At 37.7% G+C, this 23,054-nt stretch carries 29 protein-coding genes; 10 read left to right on the top strand and 19 right to left on the bottom strand.

All coding sequences use genetic code 11. The annotated features are described in order from the left end of the window. Nucleotides 1-31: 31 nt before the first annotated feature. The 4 genes from ACFX4W_RS25605 to ACFX4W_RS25620 all read right to left on the bottom strand — a co-directional run bounded on the left by ACFX4W_RS25605 (nucleotide 32) and on the right by ACFX4W_RS25620 (nucleotide 3,484). Nucleotides 32-1,396 carry a hemolysin family protein gene (locus ACFX4W_RS25605; protein WP_025750170.1) on the bottom strand — a complete coding sequence of 455 codons (1,365 nt, stop codon included), beginning with the start codon at nucleotides 1,394-1,396 and terminating at the stop codon, nucleotides 32-34. 612 nt (nucleotides 1,397-2,008) lie between these two features. Beyond that, on the bottom strand, nucleotides 2,009-2,239 hold the full coding sequence (locus ACFX4W_RS25610; RefSeq protein ID WP_016765278.1) for a YuzI family membrane protein: 231 nt from the start codon (nucleotides 2,237-2,239) through the stop codon (nucleotides 2,009-2,011). 114 nt (nucleotides 2,240-2,353) lie between these two features. Beyond that, the gene (locus ACFX4W_RS25615) at nucleotides 2,354-3,073 is read right to left on the bottom strand and encodes an NAD-dependent protein deacylase (protein ID WP_025750171.1); all 720 of its coding nucleotides are present in this window, start codon (nucleotides 3,071-3,073) and stop codon (nucleotides 2,354-2,356) included. A gap of 12 nt (nucleotides 3,074-3,085) precedes the next feature. After that, nucleotides 3,086-3,484 (bottom strand): universal stress protein, encoded by a 399-nt coding sequence (locus ACFX4W_RS25620; RefSeq protein WP_013058676.1) that lies wholly within the window; start codon nucleotides 3,482-3,484, stop codon nucleotides 3,086-3,088. Between the two features lie 158 nt (nucleotides 3,485-3,642). Here ACFX4W_RS25620 and ACFX4W_RS25625 point away from each other — a divergent pair, with 158 nt between their 5' ends. Beyond that, complete coding sequence (locus tag ACFX4W_RS25625) at nucleotides 3,643-3,786, top strand: hypothetical protein (RefSeq protein WP_013058677.1); 144 nt, start codon at nucleotides 3,643-3,645, stop codon at nucleotides 3,784-3,786. Nucleotides 3,787-3,812: 26 nt separating this feature from the next. On the opposite strand, the gene pfkA is transcribed toward ACFX4W_RS25625, so the two are convergent. Further along, nucleotides 3,813-4,772 carry a 6-phosphofructokinase gene (pfkA, locus tag ACFX4W_RS25630; RefSeq protein WP_013058678.1) on the bottom strand — a complete coding sequence of 320 codons (960 nt, stop codon included), beginning with the start codon at nucleotides 4,770-4,772 and terminating at the stop codon, nucleotides 3,813-3,815. Between the two features lie 345 nt (nucleotides 4,773-5,117). On the opposite strand from pfkA, the gene ACFX4W_RS25635 reads away from it, so the two are divergent. Continuing rightward, nucleotides 5,118-5,795 (top strand): C40 family peptidase, encoded by a 678-nt coding sequence (locus ACFX4W_RS25635; RefSeq protein ID WP_043976667.1) that lies wholly within the window; start codon nucleotides 5,118-5,120, stop codon nucleotides 5,793-5,795. Nucleotides 5,796-5,934: 139 nt separating this feature from the next. After that, nucleotides 5,935-6,477, top strand: a complete 543-nt coding sequence (locus ACFX4W_RS25640; RefSeq protein ID WP_028415087.1) for a 5' nucleotidase, NT5C type — start codon at nucleotides 5,935-5,937, stop codon at nucleotides 6,475-6,477. Nucleotides 6,478-6,626: 149 nt separating this feature from the next. On the opposite strand, the gene ACFX4W_RS25645 is transcribed toward ACFX4W_RS25640, so the two are convergent. The 4 genes from ACFX4W_RS25645 to ACFX4W_RS25660 all read right to left on the bottom strand — a co-directional run bounded on the left by ACFX4W_RS25645 (nucleotide 6,627) and on the right by ACFX4W_RS25660 (nucleotide 7,972). Further along, nucleotides 6,627-6,752, bottom strand: coding sequence for a hypothetical protein (locus ACFX4W_RS25645; RefSeq protein WP_013058681.1), 126 nt, complete (start codon nucleotides 6,750-6,752; stop codon nucleotides 6,627-6,629). 358 nt (nucleotides 6,753-7,110) lie between these two features. Continuing rightward, entirely contained in the window at nucleotides 7,111-7,281 is a 171-nt protein-coding gene (locus ACFX4W_RS25650; RefSeq protein ID WP_157842231.1) for a hypothetical protein, read from the bottom strand. Nucleotides 7,282-7,338: 57 nt separating this feature from the next. Beyond that, nucleotides 7,339-7,464 carry a hypothetical protein gene (locus ACFX4W_RS25655; protein WP_255255768.1) on the bottom strand — a complete coding sequence of 42 codons (126 nt, stop codon included), beginning with the start codon at nucleotides 7,462-7,464 and terminating at the stop codon, nucleotides 7,339-7,341. 103 nt (nucleotides 7,465-7,567) lie between these two features. After that, nucleotides 7,568-7,972, bottom strand: a complete 405-nt coding sequence (locus ACFX4W_RS25660) for a secondary thiamine-phosphate synthase enzyme YjbQ (RefSeq protein ID WP_043976663.1) — start codon at nucleotides 7,970-7,972, stop codon at nucleotides 7,568-7,570. Between the two features lie 118 nt (nucleotides 7,973-8,090). Here ACFX4W_RS25660 and ACFX4W_RS25665 point away from each other — a divergent pair, with 118 nt between their 5' ends. Genes ACFX4W_RS25665 through ACFX4W_RS25675 form a run of 3 tightly spaced genes read left to right on the top strand, consistent with a single transcriptional unit; the run spans nucleotide 8,091 to nucleotide 11,770 of the window. Further along, nucleotides 8,091-9,521 (top strand): spore germination protein, encoded by a 1,431-nt coding sequence (locus ACFX4W_RS25665; protein WP_016765285.1) that lies wholly within the window; start codon nucleotides 8,091-8,093, stop codon nucleotides 9,519-9,521. A 21-nt stretch (nucleotides 9,522-9,542) separates the two neighbouring features. After that, nucleotides 9,543-10,646 carry a GerAB/ArcD/ProY family transporter gene (locus ACFX4W_RS25670; RefSeq protein ID WP_028410927.1) on the top strand — a complete coding sequence of 368 codons (1,104 nt, stop codon included), beginning with the start codon at nucleotides 9,543-9,545 and terminating at the stop codon, nucleotides 10,644-10,646. After that, complete coding sequence (locus ACFX4W_RS25675) at nucleotides 10,643-11,770, top strand: Ger(x)C family spore germination protein (RefSeq protein WP_043976661.1); 1,128 nt, start codon at nucleotides 10,643-10,645, stop codon at nucleotides 11,768-11,770. Before ACFX4W_RS25670 ends, ACFX4W_RS25675 begins: the two co-directional genes overlap by 4 nt. 6 nt (nucleotides 11,771-11,776) lie before the next feature. On the opposite strand, the gene ACFX4W_RS25680 is transcribed toward ACFX4W_RS25675, so the two are convergent. Next, nucleotides 11,777-12,145 (bottom strand): hypothetical protein, encoded by a 369-nt coding sequence (locus tag ACFX4W_RS25680; RefSeq protein WP_028410925.1) that lies wholly within the window; start codon nucleotides 12,143-12,145, stop codon nucleotides 11,777-11,779. 230 nt (nucleotides 12,146-12,375) lie between these two features. On the opposite strand from ACFX4W_RS25680, the gene ACFX4W_RS25685 reads away from it, so the two are divergent. Beyond that, a complete protein-coding gene (locus ACFX4W_RS25685; RefSeq protein ID WP_013058688.1) occupies nucleotides 12,376-12,978 on the top strand; it encodes a DUF3885 domain-containing protein in 603 nt (200 codons plus the stop codon). 40 nt (nucleotides 12,979-13,018) lie between these two features. On the opposite strand, the gene ACFX4W_RS25690 is transcribed toward ACFX4W_RS25685, so the two are convergent. From ACFX4W_RS25690 to ACFX4W_RS25710, 5 genes are all read right to left on the bottom strand, one after another. Continuing rightward, complete coding sequence (locus tag ACFX4W_RS25690) at nucleotides 13,019-13,714, bottom strand: hypothetical protein (RefSeq protein WP_043976658.1); 696 nt, start codon at nucleotides 13,712-13,714, stop codon at nucleotides 13,019-13,021. Continuing rightward, nucleotides 13,714-14,583 carry an ABC transporter ATP-binding protein gene (locus ACFX4W_RS25695; RefSeq protein WP_043976656.1) on the bottom strand — a complete coding sequence of 290 codons (870 nt, stop codon included), beginning with the start codon at nucleotides 14,581-14,583 and terminating at the stop codon, nucleotides 13,714-13,716. The genes ACFX4W_RS25690 and ACFX4W_RS25695 overlap by 1 nt, the downstream gene beginning before the upstream one ends. Then, nucleotides 14,580-14,948 (bottom strand): GntR family transcriptional regulator, encoded by a 369-nt coding sequence (locus tag ACFX4W_RS25700; protein WP_013058691.1) that lies wholly within the window; start codon nucleotides 14,946-14,948, stop codon nucleotides 14,580-14,582. The genes ACFX4W_RS25695 and ACFX4W_RS25700 overlap by 4 nt, the downstream gene beginning before the upstream one ends. A 105-nt stretch (nucleotides 14,949-15,053) precedes the next feature. Continuing rightward, entirely contained in the window at nucleotides 15,054-15,809 is a 756-nt protein-coding gene (locus ACFX4W_RS25705; RefSeq protein WP_043976653.1) for an alpha/beta family hydrolase, read from the bottom strand. A gap of 223 nt (nucleotides 15,810-16,032) precedes the next feature. Then, nucleotides 16,033-16,923: a YitT family protein gene (locus ACFX4W_RS25710; RefSeq protein WP_013058693.1), complete on the bottom strand. Its 891-nt coding sequence runs from the start codon at nucleotides 16,921-16,923 to the stop codon at nucleotides 16,033-16,035. Nucleotides 16,924-17,181: 258 nt separating this feature from the next. Between ACFX4W_RS25710 and ACFX4W_RS25715 the strand changes: the two genes are divergently transcribed. The 3 genes from ACFX4W_RS25715 (at nucleotide 17,182) to ACFX4W_RS25725 (ending at nucleotide 19,558) form a co-directional block, all read left to right on the top strand. Continuing rightward, complete coding sequence (locus tag ACFX4W_RS25715) at nucleotides 17,182-17,991, top strand: DUF4397 domain-containing protein (RefSeq protein ID WP_043976651.1); 810 nt, start codon at nucleotides 17,182-17,184, stop codon at nucleotides 17,989-17,991. Then, nucleotides 17,988-18,611 (top strand): class F sortase, encoded by a 624-nt coding sequence (locus ACFX4W_RS25720; protein WP_043976649.1) that lies wholly within the window; start codon nucleotides 17,988-17,990, stop codon nucleotides 18,609-18,611. Before ACFX4W_RS25715 ends, ACFX4W_RS25720 begins: the two co-directional genes overlap by 4 nt. 128 nt (nucleotides 18,612-18,739) lie before the next feature. Next, on the top strand, nucleotides 18,740-19,558 hold the full coding sequence (locus ACFX4W_RS25725; RefSeq protein WP_043976648.1) for a glycerophosphodiester phosphodiesterase family protein: 819 nt from the start codon (nucleotides 18,740-18,742) through the stop codon (nucleotides 19,556-19,558). A 27-nt stretch (nucleotides 19,559-19,585) separates the two neighbouring features. On the opposite strand, the gene ACFX4W_RS25730 is transcribed toward ACFX4W_RS25725, so the two are convergent. The 4 genes from ACFX4W_RS25730 to ACFX4W_RS25745 all read right to left on the bottom strand — a co-directional run bounded on the left by ACFX4W_RS25730 (nucleotide 19,586) and on the right by ACFX4W_RS25745 (nucleotide 22,985). After that, nucleotides 19,586-20,272: a hypothetical protein gene (locus ACFX4W_RS25730; protein ID WP_043976646.1), complete on the bottom strand. Its 687-nt coding sequence runs from the start codon at nucleotides 20,270-20,272 to the stop codon at nucleotides 19,586-19,588. Between the two features lies 1 nt (nucleotide 20,273). After that, a complete protein-coding gene (locus ACFX4W_RS25735; RefSeq protein WP_043976644.1) occupies nucleotides 20,274-21,116 on the bottom strand; it encodes an ATP-binding cassette domain-containing protein in 843 nt (280 codons plus the stop codon). 118 nt (nucleotides 21,117-21,234) lie between these two features. Next, nucleotides 21,235-21,744 carry a GNAT family N-acetyltransferase gene (locus ACFX4W_RS25740; RefSeq protein ID WP_162214875.1) on the bottom strand — a complete coding sequence of 170 codons (510 nt, stop codon included), beginning with the start codon at nucleotides 21,742-21,744 and terminating at the stop codon, nucleotides 21,235-21,237. A 35-nt stretch (nucleotides 21,745-21,779) separates the two neighbouring features. Next, the gene (locus ACFX4W_RS25745) at nucleotides 21,780-22,985 is read right to left on the bottom strand and encodes a TolB family protein (RefSeq protein ID WP_043976642.1); all 1,206 of its coding nucleotides are present in this window, start codon (nucleotides 22,983-22,985) and stop codon (nucleotides 21,780-21,782) included. Nucleotides 22,986-23,054: the final 69 nt, after the last annotated feature.

Here is a 23,054-nt window from a genome sequence, read left to right on the forward strand (position 1 = left end):
GCGCATTGCTCTTTTGCAATGCGCCTTTTTGTTACGAAGATAAAGCCTGTGACTGATTCATGTCTGAAACATTAACCGCTTCATCCGTGCTTTGATGCACCTGACGTTTTTTGATCACATCAATATATTGAATATGATGGCCTTCCATTTTCGTAACGGTAAAGTCATACTGATCAAAGCTAAGGCTTTCTCCTTGCTTGACGTCATATTTTTCCGTCAATACCCAGCCTCCAATTGTATCAACATCCGTATCATCAATTGTTGTGCCAAGCAACTCGTTAAGCTCACTTACTAATAATTTTCCATCTACAATATAATGATCGGGTTTGACTTTCTGAATTAATGGAAGTTCATCCGCATCAAATTCATCACGAATTTCACCGACAATTTCCTCTAAAATATCCTCTACTGTTACAATCCCTGCTGTTCCTCCGTATTCATCAATTAAAATAGCCATATGGATGCGTTCACGCTGCATCTTAAGCAATAAATCATGAATAGGAATCGATTCAATTACTTCAATAACAGGACGGATATACTGTTTTAAATTTATTTTTTCCTTGCTGTTGTTCATGACAATCTCGGTTAAAATCTCTTTCATATTGACCATTCCAATAATATGGTCTTTATCTCCATCGATGACCGGATAGCGGGTAAACCGCTCTTCTTGGACCATCTCAAGGATGTATTCGACCGTATCTTCCTGGTCAATCGAAACGACTTCCGTACGCGGCACCATAATCTCCTTGGCAACGCGATCATCAAAGTCAAAAATCTTACTTACATATTTAAACTCCGATTGATTGATTTCACCGCTTTTATAGCTTTCTGATAACAAGATGCGAAGCTCTTCTTCACTGTGTGCAAGCTCATTTTCTGAAGCAGGCTTTAGACCAAATAACCCTGTTATTAAACGAGAAGAACTGTTTAATAGCCAAATGAAAGGATAGGTTACTTTATAAAAGAGTATAAGCGGACGAACAAATAATAAAGTGACTTTCTCTGCTTTTTGAATTGCAAATGTTTTCGGAGCAAGCTCTCCGACCACAACGTTTATAAATGTAACAACCGCAAAAGAAATCGCAACAGATAGTACTTTTGTTAAAGCTCCGCTTATCCCTAGTTGATCAAGTAATGGGGACAGGAGATGCGAAAGTGTAGGCTCTCCTAACCAACCAATTCCCAGCGCAGTAATCGTAATACCAAGCTGACACGCAGATAAGTATTCATCTAAGTTTGAAATAACTTGCTTCGCAGCTTTTGCATTGCTGCTCCCTTCTGCTATAAGCTGATCCACTTTGGAACTCCTCACGCGAATAATCGCAAACTCGGTAGCAACGAAAAAAGCAGTTAATGCAATCAGTACCGCTAGTAAAATCAAGTTAAATATGTCCAATCAAGTTCCTTAGCTCGTTTAAAAACGAGTAAGGACTCACCTCCTAAAAAATAAAAAATTTGGATAAAGAACTCTATCCCTGTACTGATCACTTGGAAAAGTGCATATAAGGAGGAATCAAATGATAAATGTATAAACATTTTTATATGGAGCAAAACTGCCAGTCTTTCTTCCTTATCTCACGTTTCACTCGTTAATGTAGCAGGTCATTCTTTATTCAGCTGTTCTAGATGTGAAGCAATGGCTCACATCGCTTCATTTCATGATGTTGCTTCAGCGCTGATTCTCTCTTCCATTCATTTATAAAAAATTTAGTAGTTTACAATCTTTATAAAGTTAAAGTCTGTTAACGTCTTAAAAGAGCGATTATGTGATAAAGAGCGATATGCGTGAAGCAAATGTAGGTTTATATAATACTGTATTGTACGCTTTGACACTGGTGCATATAATGCTACTTCGCCAACGTGGTACACTGCCCCATCCAATCACCTCTATTTCCGTATATCTAAAAAGAATAAGGAATAATTATCCTATTTCTTTTTAAACTTATTGACTTTATTTTAAATGTTAAAAACTTTGCAGTCAAACGTTTTAGTTAGTCTCCTGCCCTTGCTATTTACTGGTACGGCGATTTTTAGCAGGTAAATAAAAGCTTGCTGCTACACAAAAAAAACCAAGGACAAAACAGATAATGGGGAGTTTCATACCTATTGCTTCAGCATAATAAGTGAGACTCCTTCCGTGAATAGGGACAAGATTCATTTCAAAAATCAAAGTCAAAACAGCTGTCACTTTGAGTGCAATACCAACAATGAAGAGACAAACTCTCAAGCCTCCACTCATATGCGCAAACATCCCTTCTATCCATTAGCGAATGGATGATGTACTACACCATATGATACATCCCTACACTTTATCACTAAATGCTAAAAAAGCGCTATGTCCATGCATAGACGCTTATAAATTTGCGACCACTTGTCCAATGGAATCATAGATAACCAAATCAAACAAATAATCGTAATGCGTAGGTTCTTTATTAATCATCACCATGTTTGTACGATTGTACCGGCTCACAAGCAGCGGAATCTGATTAATCGGTGCTACTTCAAGCGATGAACCAAGCACGATGAATAAATCAGATGACAGCGCTGCTGTAACTGCTTCATCGAACTGATGAATGGCATCTCCAAAAAGAACAACATTTGGCTTTAAAAGGCGCTCACACGCTGTACATTGTGGGAGAGCTGACTGATTTAAATACGCTAAGTCATACTCTTCTTTACAGCTTGGACAATGAGCTCTCTTAATGGACCCATGAATTTCAAAGACGTTCGTGCTTCCTGCATCTTGGTGCAAGCCATCAATATTTTGCGTAATTACATGCACGGTTTTGGCTTCTTCTAGTTCAGCAATAAAGCGATGGCCCGTATTTGCTTTATACTGATGCAGCATTTTAATATGAAAAATTTCTTTAAACAGCGGCCAAAATTCATGAGGATATTGCTCATAGAAGTCAGCAGCTACTATGTCCACAAAGCTTTTATTTTGGCGATATAAGCCATTTTGAGAGCGAAAGTCCGGTATGCCCGACTCTGTGCTCATTCCTGCTCCCGTAAAAAAACAAATGTGTTTAGCATCATCAATGAGCTGTTTTAATTCTTTGTACTGTTTTACCATTGCATTTCTCTCCTATTTAACAATTAGCACAGGAATCGTTACTTGCTGTGCAATCTTAGAACTCACGCTTCCAAGCAGCATGCCTTTTACAGGATTTAACCCTCTGCTTCCTATTACTACAAGGTCAAATGAATTTTGATTAGCAAATTGAATCACTGTTTTAGCCGCGTCTCCGTGCATAAACGTAATCTCATACTCCACGTTTCCTTGCTTTAAAATTTCATCTGTTGTATGTATCCGGCTTTCACGTTCCTCATCGCGGCTAAGTGATTTTAATCTTGAATCACCCTCTACTGCATAAATGACCTGAATAAAACTGTTTTCCGTCAGCTGAGCCAGCTGAACAGCTTTTTCTGTTGCTTTAGCTGCATGCTCTGAGCCATCTGAGGCAAGTAAAATTCGTTTAAACATCACGCTTCCTCTCCTCTTTTGTAAAATGGTCTTCTCTCTTTACTATATCACTCGCTGTTCAAATGTAATCATTTTTTTGATTATTTCTATAATTTTTAAAATTATTTGTCTACTTTTATGATAAACTGAAAGAAAACTTGTACAGAGGGGATGGAACGATGTTTGGTTTTGAATTAATTTGCACCTTTTGCAAAGGACTCGGAAAGCTAGCCGTTATTCCTGGTATCGGTTACATGAAAACATGCAAACACTGCGAAGGAACAGGGATGCAATCAAAAAAAGACGAAACTCCTTCCATATAAGAAGTTTCGCCTCAGCCATACTGTGATTAGATTGAAAGCTCTTTAGATAAACGGTACATATCAGCATTGATATGGTGAGGTTCACCTAAAATTTCCATAATATCATAATCTACAATTTCATTTTTACGGATACCGATTGCACGGCCGCCTTTACCTTCTAGCAGAAGCTCGACTGCACGACCGCCGAAACGGCTTCCTAGCACACGATCTTGAGCAGTTGGGGAACCACCGCGCTGAATGTGTCCTAATACTGTTACACGCGTTTCAATACCTGCGGCTTCATGCAGCTGCTTCGCTACTTCATTACCATTGGCTACGCCTTCAGCTACTACGATAATGCTGTGCTTTTTACCGCGCTCTTGTCCTTTTCTCAAACGGTCAACCATTTCTTGGAACTCATCTTTTGCTTCTGGAATAAGGATTGTTTCCGCACCGCCAGCAAGACCTGACCAAAGAGCAATGTCTCCTGCATTACGACCCATAACTTCAATAATAAACGTACGTTCATGAGAAGTCGCCGTATCACGGATTTTATCAATAGCATCGATAACCGTATGAAGAGCCGTATCAAACCCTAATGTAAAATCTGTTCCTGGAATGTCGTTATCAATTGTTCCTGGGATACCGATACAAGGGAAACCAAGCTCTGTTAGTTTTACAGCTCCCATATATGATCCGTCTCCACCAATAACTACTAAGCCTTCAATACCGTGCTTCTTAAGGTTTTCAATACCTTTTAAACGCCCTTCTTCTGTTTTGAATTCTGGGCATCTTGCAGAATAAAGCATAGTTCCGCCGCGTTGAATGATGTCACCGACATCTCCAACTTCTAGCTTTTTAATATTTCCTTCTATTAATCCTTGATACCCTTGATAGATACCGTAAACTTCCATACCTTCATGAATTGCTTTACGCACAACAGCACGAACCGCAGGATTCATACCTGGAGAATCTCCGCCGCTTGTTAATACACCTATTCTTTTCATTACTTTCACCTCATCAAAGTCACATACATGACTACTATATTATAGTTCTACATTTTACCCGAGTTCGAACTTTTTGTGTAGTAATTCACAACATATTTCTTTGTTAAATTTTAAATGTACATACTTTTTCATATCTTTTAGTTATTTACCGTCAAATATTCAAAGTTTTTCTAGCAATATTGCACATCTAAAGAACCCTTTTAGTTACAGCTTTTATAAGACTATATTCACCTTTATATTTCATTTTTTTCATATATGTAATGAAATTGTAACGTAGAACACTGTCGAAAGATGATATGATGAATTTACTCAAATCAGGAAAAATTTTCAGGGGGTACTAGTTTTATGAAAAAAGTAATAGCAGCTCTTACGCTTGCTGGCGTTATTGTTTCTACTAGCCCGATTGTCAGCCAAGCGGCTCTAGGCGACCAAACGCTTCGCCAAGGCATGAATCACCAAGATGTTAAACAACTACAACAAACGTTGAAAAATAAAGGTTATTTTAAAGGGAATACGACTACATACTTTGGGACTGTTACAACTTCTGCTGTAAAATCATTTCAGCGCAAAAATGGACTAGCAGCAGATGGTATTGTCGGAAAGGGAACGTATGCTAAACTAGGCGTTTCAGCAAAGGGTAAATCGACTTCTAGCTCAGCGCGCTATAACCCTAACGCAGTGATTAACAAAGGAAAACAGTATATGGGCGTTCGATATCGCTGGGGCGGAACAACGCCAAGCGGCTTTGACTGCAGCGGTTTTATTGGCTATGCATTCAAACATGGAGGCGGGGTTCAGCTTCCTCGAACAGTAGCTCAAATTTATCAAAAAGGAACGCGCGTCTCAAGTCCAAAAGCTGGAGATATTGTGTTCTTCCAAACCTATACAAAAGGGCCTTCTCATGCAGGAATTTATTTAGGAAATAACCAGTTTCTTCACTGCTCTTCATCTAAAGGTGTGAGCATCTCTTCTCTAAAAGAGAGCTATTGGAGCAAACGCTATTTAGGTGCTAAAAGAATGTAGTTTCTATAAAAAGGGCAAGCTGTGCGATTTTGATGCGGCTTGCTCTTTTTCTGCATGTAAAAGATTTGGTATAGTAGAAGCAGCACATTACATTGCAAAACCAAGCGTGTAGATGAATACTGTAAAGGAAGTTGAATAAATGCACACCCTTTTAATTGACATGGATTCTGTCATTTGTGATCTTATGACGGATTGGCATAACCAATATAACAAAGATTATTGCGACAGCTTATCGGTTGAAAAGTTAAAATGCTGGGAATCAGAAAAGTATGTAAAGCCGGAATGCGGCACGAAAATTTATGACTACCTCGATCAGCCGGGGCTTTTTTTACATTTACAACCTCTCCCTCATGCTGTTGAGGTTCTTAAACGACTTTATGAAAGATTTTCCATTTTAATTGTTACAAGCAGCCGTACCTATGCTTATACAGAAAAAGAGCAGTGGGTTGAGAAACACCTTCCGTTTATTGGAAAATACAATATCGTGTTTACACACCAAAAAGATAAAATATACGGAGACTTGCTATTTGATGATGCACCGCATAATTTGAAGGCTTTTCAAGCTACAGGTCGCCATGCTGTTGCCATGAGCTACCCGTATAACGAAGAAGTAAATGTCCCTCGCGTGGACGATTGGCTTCAGTTTGAACAGTACGTAAATACTTATTTTAACGAATGTTAAGCTAAAAAACACGTGGACTTTGTCATCAGAGAATGAATGCAGTGCGTTTGTTAGCACAGCTATAAGCATAAAAAAACCGCCTTTTGGGCGGTTTTTGACGGATAGCCCCTAAGGGTTATCCGCTTTTTATTTAAAAAAGATATCGTTTTTTAGTACTTATCAGCTGATGAGAAAAAGTCCATAATGGCATGGATAATTTCAACGGACTGAAAAGAAAACAATGATATGGCTGTTAATGAAAAGAAACCAATCATGGCCATACGTACAAGTAACATAGACTAATCGCCTCCCTGTTTTGAACTAAATGAACGCACCCAAAACAATTCGCTATCTGTCTTTGTTTGTACGACGTTTTCGCCAAGCAAAGGCAGCTCATTCACTGCGTGTAACAATGACAATGAATCTTCATCTTTCTCTTAAAGACTAAGCGTATAGTTAGTATATCAAATGAAACTTTTTCTTCAAGGCTATACTAGCGGTAAAAAAGGAAATAGTATGAAACGATGCGTTTTATCTTTATTTCATACAATTCAGTACCCTAATATTTATTATATTAAACCTTTTAGGAAAATTGCTACTATTATATCTTTTTTTATAAAAAAAGATATTAAGACATAACTAAATCAATCCAACCTAAAGACGAACAAGTGAGATAAATGATCTCGACTGCTTGTTGCATCGCTGTTGATTTCCGTGTAAGACTTCGTTTTCCGTCAGCGTCCGATGAGCCTCCTCGCCTACATATACGAAACCTACGTCCACCCTACCAATGAAAAAATCCGAACGCGTTAAATTCTCAAGCAAGAATCAAACTCATTCGGATCTTCTTTCAATTAAAATAATTTTGTCTCTTCACTTTATTTATCGACACGTACTGTAATACTCATTGACAATGTCTAAAATGGTTGGGTATTCTTCCACCCATGTAAAATTTGTTTTTTCATTTTCTTTTTTTACTGCTTCTTGTTCTGCACTTATCTTTTCCATTGTTCAATCTCTCCCTTTAACTGTTATATAACATTTATATTAAATTAACTTTGTTTTATAACAATTTTCAGAAAAAAGTTGGACAATGACGTATGAAAAAAAGTTATTGTGCCGATAAAATTTTTACATAATACGTACGAGTCCTTGGTCCATCAAACTCACAAAAATAAATTCCTTGCCACGTTCCTAGCAGCAGCTGCCCATCGTGAACGATTATATGCTGAGAGGAGCCGACCGTGCTCGCTTTGAGATGCGCCGCCGTATTTCCTTCCATATGAAGATCTAACTTATGTTCCCAAGGATATACTTCATCGAAGCGTCGGATCATATCGGTTTTTACATCCGGATCCGCATTTTCATTAATTGTTATACCAGCGGTTGTATGAGGACAGTAAACAACTACAGCCCCTTCTTTTAATCCTTCTGTTCTTATTAATGCTTGTACCTGACTCGTCACGTCAATCATTTCGTCACGCTTATTCGTTTTTAACGTAAATGAATGTAGCATACCATCACCTCTTTTCTTTACCATAACATATCTTTTCTATTCTTCCACATTTTTCGCATAACTCGTTTTTACATCGTAAACACTAAGCTCATTAACACAACAGGCGGTGAGTTTATTTATGCTCGATTCAAAATTTCAGCCCAATGCAGACTACACCGTTCAAACGTTTCTAGATTTGGTGGGTCAAAATACAGACGTTGGTTCCAAAAAATTATGGCTGTCTCCCACAAAATATATATGTATTATTTATCTCCAAGGATTAGTAGACGGAGAAAAACTTGATAATCTTACTCAGCATGTTGTTGAGACAAAAGCAAAAAGTGAAACGCAAACACTCGATGACATCGATTCGTTTATTTCTGTCATTAAAGACAAAGAAGTTTATACATACAAGCAAGCAATCTCGTGTTTTTTTAAAGGTCAGCCTTTGCTGTTCATTAGCGAAAGCACCACGGCATACTCGCTGAATATGTCTATGACCAAACAGCGCTCTTTAAGTGAACCTACAACAGAAAAAGTAGTGCGCGGCCCTAAAATTGCTCTGATCGAAAACTTAGATGAAAACCTTGGTCTTTTAAGGCAGCGTTCTACCGAAGAAGAAATGGTTATTGAAGACATTTATATTGGAAATACAAAGGAACATCGAACAAGTATCGTTTTTCATAATAAACACTGTCAAACTCACATCGTGAATCAAGTCCGAGAGAAATTATTAGACATTCCTTTAGATAACATTCAAGACTCAGGAATGATTGAAGAATTTTTAGAAGAAGCACCTTACTCACCGTTCCCTCAAGTACAAAATACAGAAAGACCGGATCGTGTTCTCGCTGCGGTGAATGAAGGGCGAGTAGCCATTTTAGTAGATGGCTCTCCTTTTGCTCTTTTAGTGCCTACAACTTTCGATATGATTATGAAATCACCCGACGATTATTACGAAAGATGGATAGCTGGTTCGTTGCTAAGATTACTAAGGTACTTGTCTATTTTTATTACCCTATTCTTTTCAGCTATTTATATTTCACTCGTTTCGTTTAACCAAGGTCTGCTTCCGACGGAGCTTGCTATTACTATTGCGGCCACACGAGAAAACGTTCCTTTTTCTCCTTTTATCGAAGCAGTGGTTATGGAAGTGACGCTTGAATTATTGCGCGAAGCCGGTCTGCGTCTCCCTACTCCTGTGGGACAAACAGTTGGACTTGTAGGCGGGGTTGTGATTGGTCAAGCAGCGGTGGAAGCCCATATCGTTAGCTCCGTTATGATTATTGTTGTATCTGTATCGGCAATTGCGTCCTTTACCGTTCCTCAGTACGGAATTGGCCTTTCGTTTCGAATTTTGCGTTTCGTATCTATGATGATTGCAGCAATATTTGGATTATACGGAGTTACCATGTTTTTTCTTGTTCTCGTCATTCATCTAACCAAGCTCGAAAGTTTTGGTATGGCTTACTTCAAACCGTTTTTTGCGTTAAATAAAAAAGCGTGGAAAGATTCTTATATTCGTCTGCCAAACAAAAGTCTAAAACAGTCTAAAAATAAAGCCAAATAAAACTGACAAAAGGAGGACCATATGGAACAATCACAGTCACAATCAAGCAAGCTTCTTTCAGACTTTTATGCCATTTCAATTATCTCTTCAACCATGCTGGGCGTCGGTTTATTAACACTGCCAAGCAGCATTACAAACCAGACAAACAACGCAGACGGATGGATTGTACTTATTATGGACGGCCTTTTGTTTATTGGAATTGTTCTTTTTTTAGTCTGGATGGTTAAATATTTTACGATTAGTTGTATGTTTGACTTCACGCAAGAAGTAACCGGCAAGTTGATTGGAAATATCTTCAACTTCGCTATAGTCGTTTATTTCACATCTGTAGCAAGTTTTGAAGTAAGAGCTATGGCAGAAATGATCCATTTCTATTTACTGGAAACGATGCCCATTGAATTAATTATCCTTTCGTTTATTTTGACAGGCGTCTATTTAATCACTGGGGGTATTAATTCTATTGGAAAAGTAATGGCCCTATGTTTTCCTGTAACGGTCATCATTCTTCTTATCTTATATCTTCTTAGTATCGGAATGGTCGATTTAAAAAACTTACAGCCCGTGTTAGCCGATGGATTCAGCCCGCTTCTTGCTGCTTTTACAACCGTTTCTGTTTCCTTTTTAGGGATTGAAACGATTGTATTTCTTCCAAAGCATATGAAAAACAAAAATCATTTACGAAAAGTTTCTATCATCGGATTTTCCATTCCTTTACTTTTATATATTATCACTTACGTATTAGTTGTCGGCGCGTTATCCGTTCCGGAGGTAAAAACGACCGTCTGGCCTACGATTGAATTTGTTCAGACGCATGAAGTAAAAGGAATTTTCTTTGAGAGGCTTGAATTATTTTTACTTATTGTCTGGCTTCTTCAGTTTTTTTTAACCTTTGTAATGTATTTCTTTTTAGCTGTTTCAGGATTTAAAAAGATTTTCAAAAACCGATCAACTACTAATATTATCTTTCTTGTACCCGTTTTATTTATGAGCTCTTTAGCCCCCAAAACAGCAAGCGACGTGTCGAATTATTCAACTGTTCTAGGCTGGGCATTTTTAGTGACATTTTTGGTTATCCCTCTTTTTTTCAGCATGTTAATGAAAATAAAAAAGGTTGTGTTCAAATGACGAAAAAATGTCTTCCTGTCATGATGACCATTTTTTTATTGTGCGGCTGTACAAATCATCGAAACATTGAACAACTTGCTCTTGTTATAGGCGTGGCAATGGATATCACATCGAAAATAGAACCAAAAACAGGAAAAAATCAGCTTGTGCTGACTCATCAAACGTTAACCGAGACAGAGTCCGGAAATATGTCTTCTTCCATTCCATACAAAAACATTACAACAGCTGGTCCTACAATTCATGAAATCACGCGAAATATTTCGCTGAAATCTGATCCTATATACAGCCAGCATCAGCGAGCACTTTTAATAGGAGAAAAAGCAAGCAAGACCATCCCTCTTGATGCGCTTATCAATCAGTTTGTACGTGATAATGAAATACGCCGCAGCAGCCTTGCGTTTGTTACAAAAGGCGATGCTAAAAACGTTTTAACGATTCAAGGAATGTCTGTACCGCCTGTAAACTTAATTTACGAGCTTGTTTATAATAAATTCAAAACGAACAAAATTCTAAATCCCCTAACCATGGGAGAGCTATCAGCTAAGTTAAAAACAGATCAAAGCTTTTTAATACAGCGGCTTTCTAAAATAAAAAATAGCGTTGAAATAGACGGCGCGGCAATCATAAAAGATAAAAAAGCAAAATTCACCTTAACTCAGCACCAAGTGGAGGCATTAACGTGGTTAACGGGGAATATTAAAGGCGGAATTATTTACGGCAAACACGGTCCATACCCCTTTTCCTATGAAATTGGAGATGTTCAGCAAGATGTGAAGGCCCGCATTGATTCAAATCACTCCGTTCATTTTGACATCAACGTTCAAACAAGCGGCAGGCTATCAGAAGATTGGGAGACTTCAAAACAGGCTCTTGCCGCCTCTAATGTAAAGAACACCGAAAAAAAAATAGAAAAAATCATTCGAAAAGATGCAGAAAAAACACTTCGCTTATTACAAAATAATTACAAAGCTGATGTGATTGACCTGCATGATTACGTACGAATTCATCATCCTCATTTTTGGAAAAAACATCAGCATGAATGGGATGAAATATTTAGCCAGTCGACCATCGACTATCATATTCATGTTCAAATTAAAGATTTTGGAACACAGGGCAGAGATTAGCTCTTATTACTCAACGCCAGCTTCAGTCAGCTCTTTTTTCTTTAGTTCCATAATCGTGAACTTATCGGTATAGTTTTTGCTGACGAACAGCTGGCGTTCATTGTCGTTATTAAAATAAAATTTTTTATCATCTTGATATTGAAAATTCACTTTTTTCTTTTTCATTTGTTTTATAAACGTTAAGTAGTCATTTGAATGAATGAGATACCTTTTAGGCTTATCGGATATTTGAACAACATCTTCACCCGAAGATTTTAATTTTACAATACTCCATGCAATAGGAAGAGGATTACCTTCTTGAAAGATCGTTTTGTGAAAAATGAGCACAAAGAAAGCAGCTGTAATAATTGAAATAAGAACAAGCTGTTTTTTCACCGTATATCATCCTTTCTTCACGTCGTTACTACGTTAAGTAATACGACAGGCGTATGAAAAAACCTGTTCATCCGCAAAGGTTGTGTAAAGAAATAATGCAAAATCAACAAAATATAACAGTTTGGTTACCTTTTGATTAAATAACATTACTTCTTTACAAATTTAGCTAATCACGTGATAGACTAAACTCAACATATTAAGTCAGGACTAAACTAAATGAGGTGTTGCGTATGACTACAATGCGGCTTCAATCATACTTAACAACAATGTTTCCAAATGTTCAAATGAAAAGACCTCTTTTTTATAACGCGCCCGCAGGTATCCGTTTTACGCTTACCAATCAAAAAGGCGTATGGGAACGAGAATACATGAAAAATGTGTACGCACGCGCTTACGAAATTTTTGAGACACTCCATGAAAAAAATGATGAGCTGTTACTTGTTTTCAAAGCGAATGCTGCACAGGATGATTTACTTTTAAAAAAGAAAAAAGAAACAGCTATTAAAAAATTCATTCGCTCTCGCCTGAAGAAACAAGAAGTTCAATCCGTAGCATTATTAAATAACGCTGAGTATATTATTGCCTGTAAAACAAATGATGTGAAAGAAAAGCTTCTTTTGCAATCAATTGCCAACCGCGATCTTCATATTCATCCGGCTATTGAAGAAGAGTGTTACATTGTGAATTTGAATAAAGAAACCATCTTCCACCTATACGACGAGCGCGGACTGGACATTGTATCGAACAATCAGTCTTCTCTTCAACTTCTTCAGCAAAAGTTTCACGACTGGATTCTAGATATTGATGCAGCTTGCTCTAAAAAAGTACAATAAAAAAAGCAATCATTCAGTAAAGGAATGATTGCTTTTTTTATTAGGCTTGATGGACAGGAGACGCTTTTTTTAAAAACAGCCAGTTGATAAGAAAGAATAAGAAGCTTACGATAACCATTGTTCCGAATGTAAGTAACAACGACCCGTTCGAAAAGCTTTTTATAAAATGAATAACCGGTTCTTTTGTCACTGGAATCGTAAACAGTAAAATTAAAACAGCACCGGTGATCATCCCTCCTGTTTGCCCGAATTTGTAAACGATGCTGCCGAGCAAACACGATGCTGCTGTAACAAAAAAAATAAATACAGCGTCCGTTAAAAAGTGAACAGTGACAGTAGGGTCATGAAAGATAAAATCGCTCGCATAATAAAGCTGAACATTCATTAAATTCAAACTATTAATCACCTTTATGGAAATGCTCATGATGACAACATTGATAAGGGACATTACAATTGCAAATAAAGCAAAAACACAGGTCATCGTTAAAAGATATGCTTTACGAGTAGCTCCTAACTTTAAGCAAAAGGAAAAACTTTTTCGAATGATAATAAAACTTACAATACCTGAAAAGATGTACTGCGGCATACTTGTTACTAATAGAAGATGCTCATTCACCTGACTGAAAACTAAAATATCTACTACAACAAAAGCTAACAGAATCGTCCAAAAGCGAATCATTAAATACTTTAGTTCAACGTAGAGCGAATAACTAATGGCGGCAAACTGTCCTTTCATTACGCTACACCTCCACGATTTGCTGTAAGATAAATCATAATATCCTGTATATGAACAGCTTCTATATGAAATGAACTGTCGACAAGCTCCTCAGCATAAATATCTTCATTAAAGAGGACTATTTTTTTCTCTCCTCCGAATACTTGTTCATGGATTACTTGCTTTCCTTTTTCATATTCTTCAATTTGACTTTTAGGTCCTTTCACACTTACACAGCGCTGCTGCAAATTTTCTGCCGTATCCTGAAGAATCAGCTTTCCTTTTTGCATAATGAGTACTTCTTCAAATAAATTACTTACCTCATCAATTAAATGTGTGGAAATAATGAACGTGCGTGGATATTCTTCATATTCATCCAATAGAAGCTCATAAAAACGCGCTCGCATCGCAGCATCAAGTCCAATATAAGGTTCATCAAAGATTGTGATGCTCGTTCGGGAAGATAGCCCAACAATAATTCCTAATGCTGATTCCATACCTTTAGATAATGCTTTCACTTTCATATTACAATCTAAATCGAACTCTTCCATAAGCCTCTCAGCAGCTTCTTCGCTCCAGTAAGGATAAAAAAGTGACGCAATTTTTAAGACGTCTTTGACTTTTAATGTTTTTTTGAAATTTCCGCTTTCGTTAATTAAGCAGATGTTTTGCAAGACAGAGCGGTTTTCAAATGGAGATTGATTGCCCACTTTTACCTCTCCTGTCGTAACTGGAATATGCCCGGCTACAATTTGCATCAGAGTCGTTTTGCCCGCTCCATTTCTACCTAGTAACCCGTATATTTTATTTTTTGCTAGCGTAAGTGAAATGTCTTTTAACACTTGTTTAGATCCATAGCATTTATTTAACAGCTGCGCTTCTATATTCATTTTATTTCCCCCTTGTCTAACAGCTCTTTTAACTCGTTTACCGTAATCCCCAAATGCTGTGCTTCTTTTTTCAGGGGAACAATAAAACGGTTATAAAATTCTTCTTTTCTTTGTGTAAGCAATACTTCTTTGGCTCCCGCACATACAAACATCCCTATCCCTCTCTTTTTATACAATATTCCGTGGTCAACTAGCTGATTAATTCCTTTAGCTGCTGTTGCAGGGTTAATGCGATACATTTTGGCAAATTCATTCGTAGACGGTACTCTTTCTTCTTCTGGAAAAGCATCATTCAAAATATTCTCTTCGATGGTTTCTTTAATTTGTTGAAAAATTGGTCGCTGATGATCTAATGATTGTTTCATTTTGACTACCTCACTTAAGTGGTTCATTACTAATGTAACTAACTATATAACTAACTGGTTATTTTTTCAAGTGTTATTTCCAAAAAAAGAAAAAAAGTCCGTCAGTTAGTTACTGACGGACTTTTTTATTTGACTGTTTAACCACTTGACCGTTCTTTTTACCAGCTCATCCTGCTGCTCTTTAAGGGAAATACTGGCTTTGTTATCGCCTTTTTGTTTCCCGTACATTCCAAACTGTGCGTGATTAGCTCCTTTTACTTGGACCAGCTCCGTATTTTTTGAAAGTAAATGCTTGGTTTCTTTAATTTTTTCAGGCGTCGACAAACCATCTTTCTCACCGGTTAAAGACAAAATAGGATAAGTGGAAGTTGAAAAATTATTTTTATTCATCGGATACGATGCTAAAAGAACTAAGCCTTTTATTGAGTTTTGATGATCATACGCATAAGAGGCTGCACTCACTCCTCCAAGGGAATGCCCTCCGATAAACCATGCGGAAATCTTCGGATAGCTTTTCACAATATCCGTCGCTTTATTTTGACTAAAAAAACTCATATTAAACGGAGAATCTACAACAGCAACAAGATATCCTTCATTTGCAATTTGCTGAGCATAATAGCCATATGCTAACGGCTCTACTTTAGCACCTTGATAAATAATATAGCCGGCTTTTATCTCTTTGTTCGTTTGAGGCTTAAATACATAATAATCGTCTTTCTTCACTACTTTTTTCTCATCTACTAGTGAGTGAAGCTCCTTTGAAGGTTCATAATCAAAACCTGACCATATGACAAAAAAAGCCACGGTTACTGCAACAAGAACCGCAAGACCGACTCCTACTATTTTTAACGTTTTTTTCATGTCACTCCCTCTTTCTGTTTTTTACTATGTACTCTTTTTATATCTTTTAGACATTTTACATGTTTGTTTTAAAGATATACAAGAAAAAAGAGAAGTTCGATATGCCCAAAGCAGGACGCAGCAGAAGCGACATAAACCATTCCATATACTCGAAACAAAGAGAGAAAATTAAAAAGGCTGCTGCATGTAATAACGGGACAGCCTCATTAGCAGACAACTTTCACTAATGAATATCTCGTTTCTTAAACCTCCCTCCTCTAACTTCAGCAATAGCTGCTACAGCAAAAAAAGCAGATGGATCTATCTCATCGATAATCGCTTTTAGCTTTGCTTCTTCAAGCCTGGTAATCACACAAAAAATGACTTTTTTATCATCTCCCGTATACGCCCCTTCCCCATTTAAATACGTGACGCCTCTCCCTAAACGAGCAAGAATTGCTTCGCCAATTTGTTCATATTGTTCGCTGATAATCCAAGCTGACTTAGACTCATCTAACCCTTGAATCACAATATCAATCGTTTTAAAAGCAATGAAGTAAGCCATTAAAGAATACATAGCGCGATCCCAGCCAAATACAAAACCGGCACTTCCCAAAATAAATAAATTAAAAAACATAATCGTCTCACCTACGGAGAAAGGCGTACGCTTATTAAATAAAATAGCTAATATCTCGGTGCCGTCTAGCGAACCTCCGTACCGAATAACAATTCCTACTCCCACACCGAGAACAATTCCGCCAAACACAGTGGCTAAAAGAGGGTCACCTGTTAAGACCGGCAAGTCGTGAAAAATAGAGGTAGCAATGGATAGAATGATAACACCTAAAAGCGTAGATAGCGCAAATGTTTTTCCAATTTGCTTATAGCCAATGAAAAAGAATGGAAGATTTAATACGAAGATATAAAAGCCGATTTGAACATCCGTTAAGTGGGATAAAATAATAGATATACCTACAATTCCACCGTCAATAACCTCATTAGGGACAAGAAAAAATTCTAGCCCGACGGCCATTAAAAGGGCTCCCACTAAAATAAACAGCATGCGCTTTACAATCATTTTAGCTGATAGCGAACGATGAACAACCTTTTTTATTTCATGATTCGTTTGCAGCACATAACTTCCCCTCCTTTTATGATAGAGACATCAGCTACTAACCAAACCCTTATTTTAATATTATCACAAAATTCAAACTATTCACCTGCTCTTTTACAAAAATTTCATCTAATGAAATAAATTATGCATATATTGGATAAAATTGTAGATGATAACAAGTGAATAAATGCCCGAGTACGTTCAAAAGTGAATGCATGCCCACCACTTTTCATACGGGACTAACAGGACAAACTTAGATTAAAAGGAGAGTAAAACGTTATGAACCGTGTAAAGATTATTGCTGCTTCTTTACTCGCAGTTTTATTGCTAGCTTTTTCAGATAATTTCACTTCTGCAGCTGTGCAGGAGGCAATGATACGAGTTGTGCATGCGTCACCTGATGCACCTGAAGTAGATATATATGTGGACAATCAAAGCATCGTAGTCGGCGCATCGTTTAAAGATGTGACAGATTATCTTAAGGTACCTGCGGGTTCTCATAAAGTAGAGGTATATGCCATAGGTACAAAAGGAAAAGAAAAACCTGTCATTTCCACTAATGTAACCGTCGAAGCAAACAAAGCCTATACCCTTGCTGCTATTAACCAAGTTGCACACTTGGAATTAAAAGTAGCTCAAGATGATATGAACGTAGCTAAAGGAAAGAGTAAAATCCGAATTGCTCACTTTTCTCCAGACGCTCCTGCTGTTGATGTAGGTATTAATCACGGCCCTACTTTGTTTAAAGACACTGCTTTTAAACAAATGACAAACTATTCTGAAGTAGATGCCGGAACCTATGATTTGACCATTACAACTAGTCAAGACAATAAAAAAGTACTGGACATCCCAAACCTTAATTTAGAAGCCAACACGGTTTACACAGTGCTCGCTATTAACAAAGCCGACAGTCTTGAAACGCTTTTATTAAAAGATAATACGGCTATGCCTTCCGAAATGCCCAAAACAGGTATGGGCGGTGCTTCACAGGATAATTATAATTCAATTGTGCCAGTTCTTACTTTATTAGGAATTGGAGCGGTCGCTATATTTGTTGTTCGTCGTCACAGAGGATACGAAAGCGAATGAAATGGATAGGAGGGGTTTTCACCTTTTCTTTTATACTATTCATGAGCAGCTGGTTTGCCCAATCAGCAATTGCAAACAGCTCGACGGATTTTGTTGGGAAGATGGCTGAAACAAAATCAGCTCAATCCTTGAAATCTTCAGGAAATGCTTCTACGCCTCTTCCATCTCAGCTTATTATTCCGAAACTTCATATCAAGGCTTTTATAAAAGGAATGGGCCTTACTAACCAAGGTGAAATGAGCGTTCCTGATAATGGTCATGATGTAGCTTGGTTTAAGCTCGGAGCAAGACCTGGAGAGGAAGGAAATGCGGTCATTGCAGGACATGTTGATGATCAAAAAGGACCCGCTATCTTCTATCATCTCGACAAGCTCACAAAAGGAGATGAAATTTTTGTAACCGATCAGCAAGGGGATCAGCTGACCTTTGTTGTTACCAATAAAGCTTCTTATCCCCGAGATTCTGCTCCTATCAGAGAGATTTTCGGTCCAACTTTTCAACACCAGCTTAATTTAATCACCTGTACGGGAACGTTTGATCATAAACAGAAAACTCATGAGCGCAGGCTCGTTATTTATACAAGCCTTCGCCCGGAAAAAACAGCCGATGTTTCTCACTAAACATCGGCGTTTATTACTTTTAATTACATACTCGTTCGTTTTATTTAAATATTTACACAGCCTTAATATGAACACAACATCTCACTAGTAAACTAATGCACGACCCCTCAATAAAAAGGAGTTTTGATATGAGACGAAAATGGTGGTTTGTAAGCTCACTCACTCTTTGTTTATGCGGTATTTTTATGTTTATACATACGCAGGCAGCTTCTACTCAAGCAGAAAAAGTAGCCATTATTGCTCATCGAGGCGCATCAGGTTATGAGCCAGAGCATACGATGCAATCTTATCTCGCAGCCGTTCAGCAAAAAGCGGATTACATTGAACTTGATCTTCATATGTCTAAAGATCAGCAGCTGGTAGCAATTCATGACTACAAAGTTGACCGAACGACAAATGGAACAGGATATGTAAAACAGTATACAGTGAAGCAGCTTCAGCGTTTGAACGCAGGAAAAGGTAATAAAAAAGCCGTCATTCCAACTTTAGAAGAAATATTCCGTACGTTTGGCAATCGAACAAACTATTATATTGAAACAAAATCTCCTCATGAATATCCAGGTATGGAAAAGGAATTGCTGACGCTGATGGCTAAGTACAACATTCATACCAATCACGTCATTGTACAATCATTTAGTCCTGAAAGCTTAAAAACCGTCCATCGATACCGACCTACTATGAAACTAATTCAACTGATTCGTTCTAAGCAAACCAATATGTTAACAGATCAGCAGTTCAGACAAATCAAAACGTACGCGGACGGCATCGGTCCGAACGCAAACACGCTGACAAAACCATATGTACAAAAAGCTCGCTCATATGATTTAGACGTTCATCCTTATACCGTAAATGATGAAAAGCAAATGAGAATGCTTATCGAGTGGGGCGTAACCGGCATGTTTACTAATTACCCGGATCGCCTTTATAACGTGCTTCATAATAAATAAACACTTGCCGCGGCAAGTGTTTATTCTTTATACATCTCTTCTATTCGCTCTCCACAAGTACAGGCTAATTAATGCTATGGCATAAAGCAAAGCCCAGCCAAACACCAAAAATTTATTTAATCCTTCGTTAATAAATTGAATGATTGCAGATACGGGCGGCAAAACATACAGCAGCAGTCCCCCTCCTTGATATGGAAATGAAACGCCTGCCGCTGCAAGCGTAACGATTAAAATAAATAGAGGTCCAAACCACGATAAGCTGCCTTCTCTTACAACATCTCTTGTGAAAACAAGGCCTATGCTCATACCAAGCAAACTAAACGTCCAGTGAATAATAAACCCAAACACCATTTGCTTAGTGGATATGTCCACTTCAAACATATCAAGGAGCACAGGATAAGCAATGGAAACCGCTGATAAAAATGTAAACAGCAGCATACAGCTAATAAGCTTGCTCATAAAGTACTTGTTCTTTTTCCCTACGTGAAGTTTTGTAATAACTTCTTGACTGGAATCTTCCGCGTGAAACAGCGACATCGTAAACCAAGTGGTTAGAAAGAAGAGGAAAAGTGCCGTATTAAAAAAGCTATCAAGCACCGGGTTCGGTCTATATGTATAGTTCATACACAACGAAATAATATAAAGTGCAAGCGGCGGAATATATCGATACGATTTAATGTATGTAATAAAATGATAGCGAATCAATGCACCCATCTTAAATTTCTTCCCTTTCCATATGATATAGCTTTACAACTTCAGCTTGAACAGCAAGCAATTCTGCAAGAAACTCGTTTACATATTTTTTATCTATATAAAAAATCCAGTAGTTTCCATGCTGTTCAATTTTCGTGCACTTTTCTTTTAATAAGCGAAGCGGCTTATTGAGAATGACATTTGCCTCAATAACCGTTAAATGCTCAATGAGTTGAACGCGCTCATTTTTTAAAATGCGCTGTGAGCCAATGGTGATAACACGATCAGCTACAGCATGAATGAGCCTTTCTTCATGACACGTAAATACAATGGTCATCCCTCGTTCTTTGAGCTTTGTAAAAATTCGTTCTACTTCTAGCTGAGCACGAGCATCTAATCCTGATAGAGGTTCATCAAGCAATAGCAGCTTAGAAGAACTCAGCAGCGCTTGCATCATGTTGACTTTTTGCTTCATTCCTTTTGAAAAAGAAATGATTTCTTCATGTCTAAACTCTACCATTTCGAAAGTTTCGAGCAGCTCTTCAATTCTAGAGCTGCGCTTTTTCTTAGACAATCCTTGAATTCGTCCCATGTGCTGCAAATAACCTGCTAGCGTAAAACGCAGCTCCTGAGGAAATTGTTCCACCACAAATCCAGGCGTACCGGTTTCTTTATGAAGGTGAACTGTCCCTTTAGTCGGTTTAGATAATCCGCCAATTAGCTTTAAAAACGTACTTTTTCCCGCACCGTTTTTTCCAACAATCGCCACAGTCTCTCCTTTATAAAGGGTCGTGTGAATGTTTTCTAATACGGTATGTTTTTTGTATACTTTTGCAACATTTTTTAATTCAATCAGTTTTTCCATCTGCTGCCTCGCCTCTCCATAATCCTATATGTTAAATCATAGCATATTTATGGGGAATGTGCTTCCATCTCTATACGTTTCAGCTAAATTTTTCCGCACAAAAAAGCCTTTGATATGATCAAAGGCTTTTTATAGACAATACCATATGCTCTTCATCGATAAATTCACCATCTACTTGAAGAGCTCTTTTTTCATACGCATAAGAAATAAAACCGAGGCTTTTGTATAGGGCTTTTGCTCCTTCATTTTTAGCAGCGACGGCCAGGTAGATTTGCAAAACATTTGTTTTTGAAAAAGCTTGTTCAACAGCGGTTTTTAACAACTTCTTTCCAAGACCCTTCCCCCTTGCTTCAGGGGCTACGTACATCCCCCAAATATCTCCCTTATGCTGAACTTTTAAAGGCTTTTGCTGCTGAAACCCTACGATCCCCACAAGCTGTTTTTCCATAAAAGCTCCTACTACAAATTCTGATTGGCTGCTTGGAAAATAATTTCGGATGTCAGCAATTTCTTTTTCATATTCTTCTTCATAACTTAAAATAAAACTTTCGGGATGATCTTTTAAAGCACGAAGACGGAGTTCAAAGTACATGTCAGCGTCTTCTTTTACCAACAATCGTATATTCATTTTTTCACCTTAGTTTCTTATGTTTTAATTAGCTATTAAGGGTTGTACACGCTAAATACTTCATTCCACCGATACAGCTCATAATAATTTCCCGGCAGGTCTAAGCCTGAAATAAGTATCTTATCATTTTTCGTATCTTTTACGCGTGTTAAAAGATTTGCTTGTTTTCGATTTGTACGAATCCACATCGTTTGATTCGCTGCTTTATGATAAACAGGCGCATAATCTCCTAAGCCTTTTTGTGGAAATGTGAACTGACTTTGCTTATTGGTCTTTACGTCCATGCTATACAAAAAAGGCAGTGGCCTCTTTTTTTCATCATTCGACCACCCTGCTTCGGGCACACGTGAAATGATAATGTTATCTTTTTCTGTCCAAGTAAAATCCCAATCTGCGAAGCCTTTTGGAGTAAACACATGTTCTTTAAAAACCGGCATCTCTTTTAAAGTGAACTTTTTATTTTCAGTGGCAAACCTTCCTTCCCCATTAATAAATGCCAGTACTTGTTCTTCATTACTCCACTTAAACCAATTAGGTACATTAAGCATATCTCCCACTACTTGAAAAGCTTTCCCTTCTTTTGTAATGATGCACAGCTTATTTGCATCTGCAGACATCGAAGCCGTTGGAATAGCGATAAAACTAATCCATTGACCGTTAGGAGACCATTTGAAGCTGCTTGTTGTATACGCAAAAAACGAATCATTTTCTGCCGGGAGCGTCGTAAAAGCCTCCACTTTTTTTACATCTAACCCTGCATATTTGCTCACTGTATATAGCTTTACCGGCCCCCATCCCGTCGGCGCCAGCGCAGCAGCTGACGTAATTAAAAATCGATCTCCTTCTGGAAACCATGAAAACTGATCAACCCCTACGGCTACACGCTTCTTTTCATGCGTTTTAACGTTGTAATATACTAAGATTCCATTCGAAATATACGCAAGTTCCTCAGCAACCGGTGACCATTGATAATGAGTCACATCATGTTCAACAAGTAGCGGTTTTCCTTTTAACGGTGCAATCATTAAAGAATCATTTTCTGCATAAGCAACCATATCTCCATGTGATGACCATTGAGGCATAGAGGCATGACGGGCATAGGATAACTGCCTTTCGGTACCGTTATCATATACCCATAGGTTTCCTTGCCGTATAAAACTGACTTTCACTGTATTGGCAGCATTTATTTGCATAGGGAACAACATAAGAAAAAGCAGACATAACGCTATTTTTTTCACCATGTTCACTCCTGTCTTTTTTTATAGCGTTACACAAATCTCCTCATCTCATCACATTTTTGAAAAAATAAA

The sequence above is a fragment of the Priestia sp. YIM B13489 genome (genome assembly GCF_042787645.1).
Lineage (GTDB): Bacteria > Bacillota > Bacilli > Bacillales > Bacillaceae_H > Priestia > Priestia megaterium.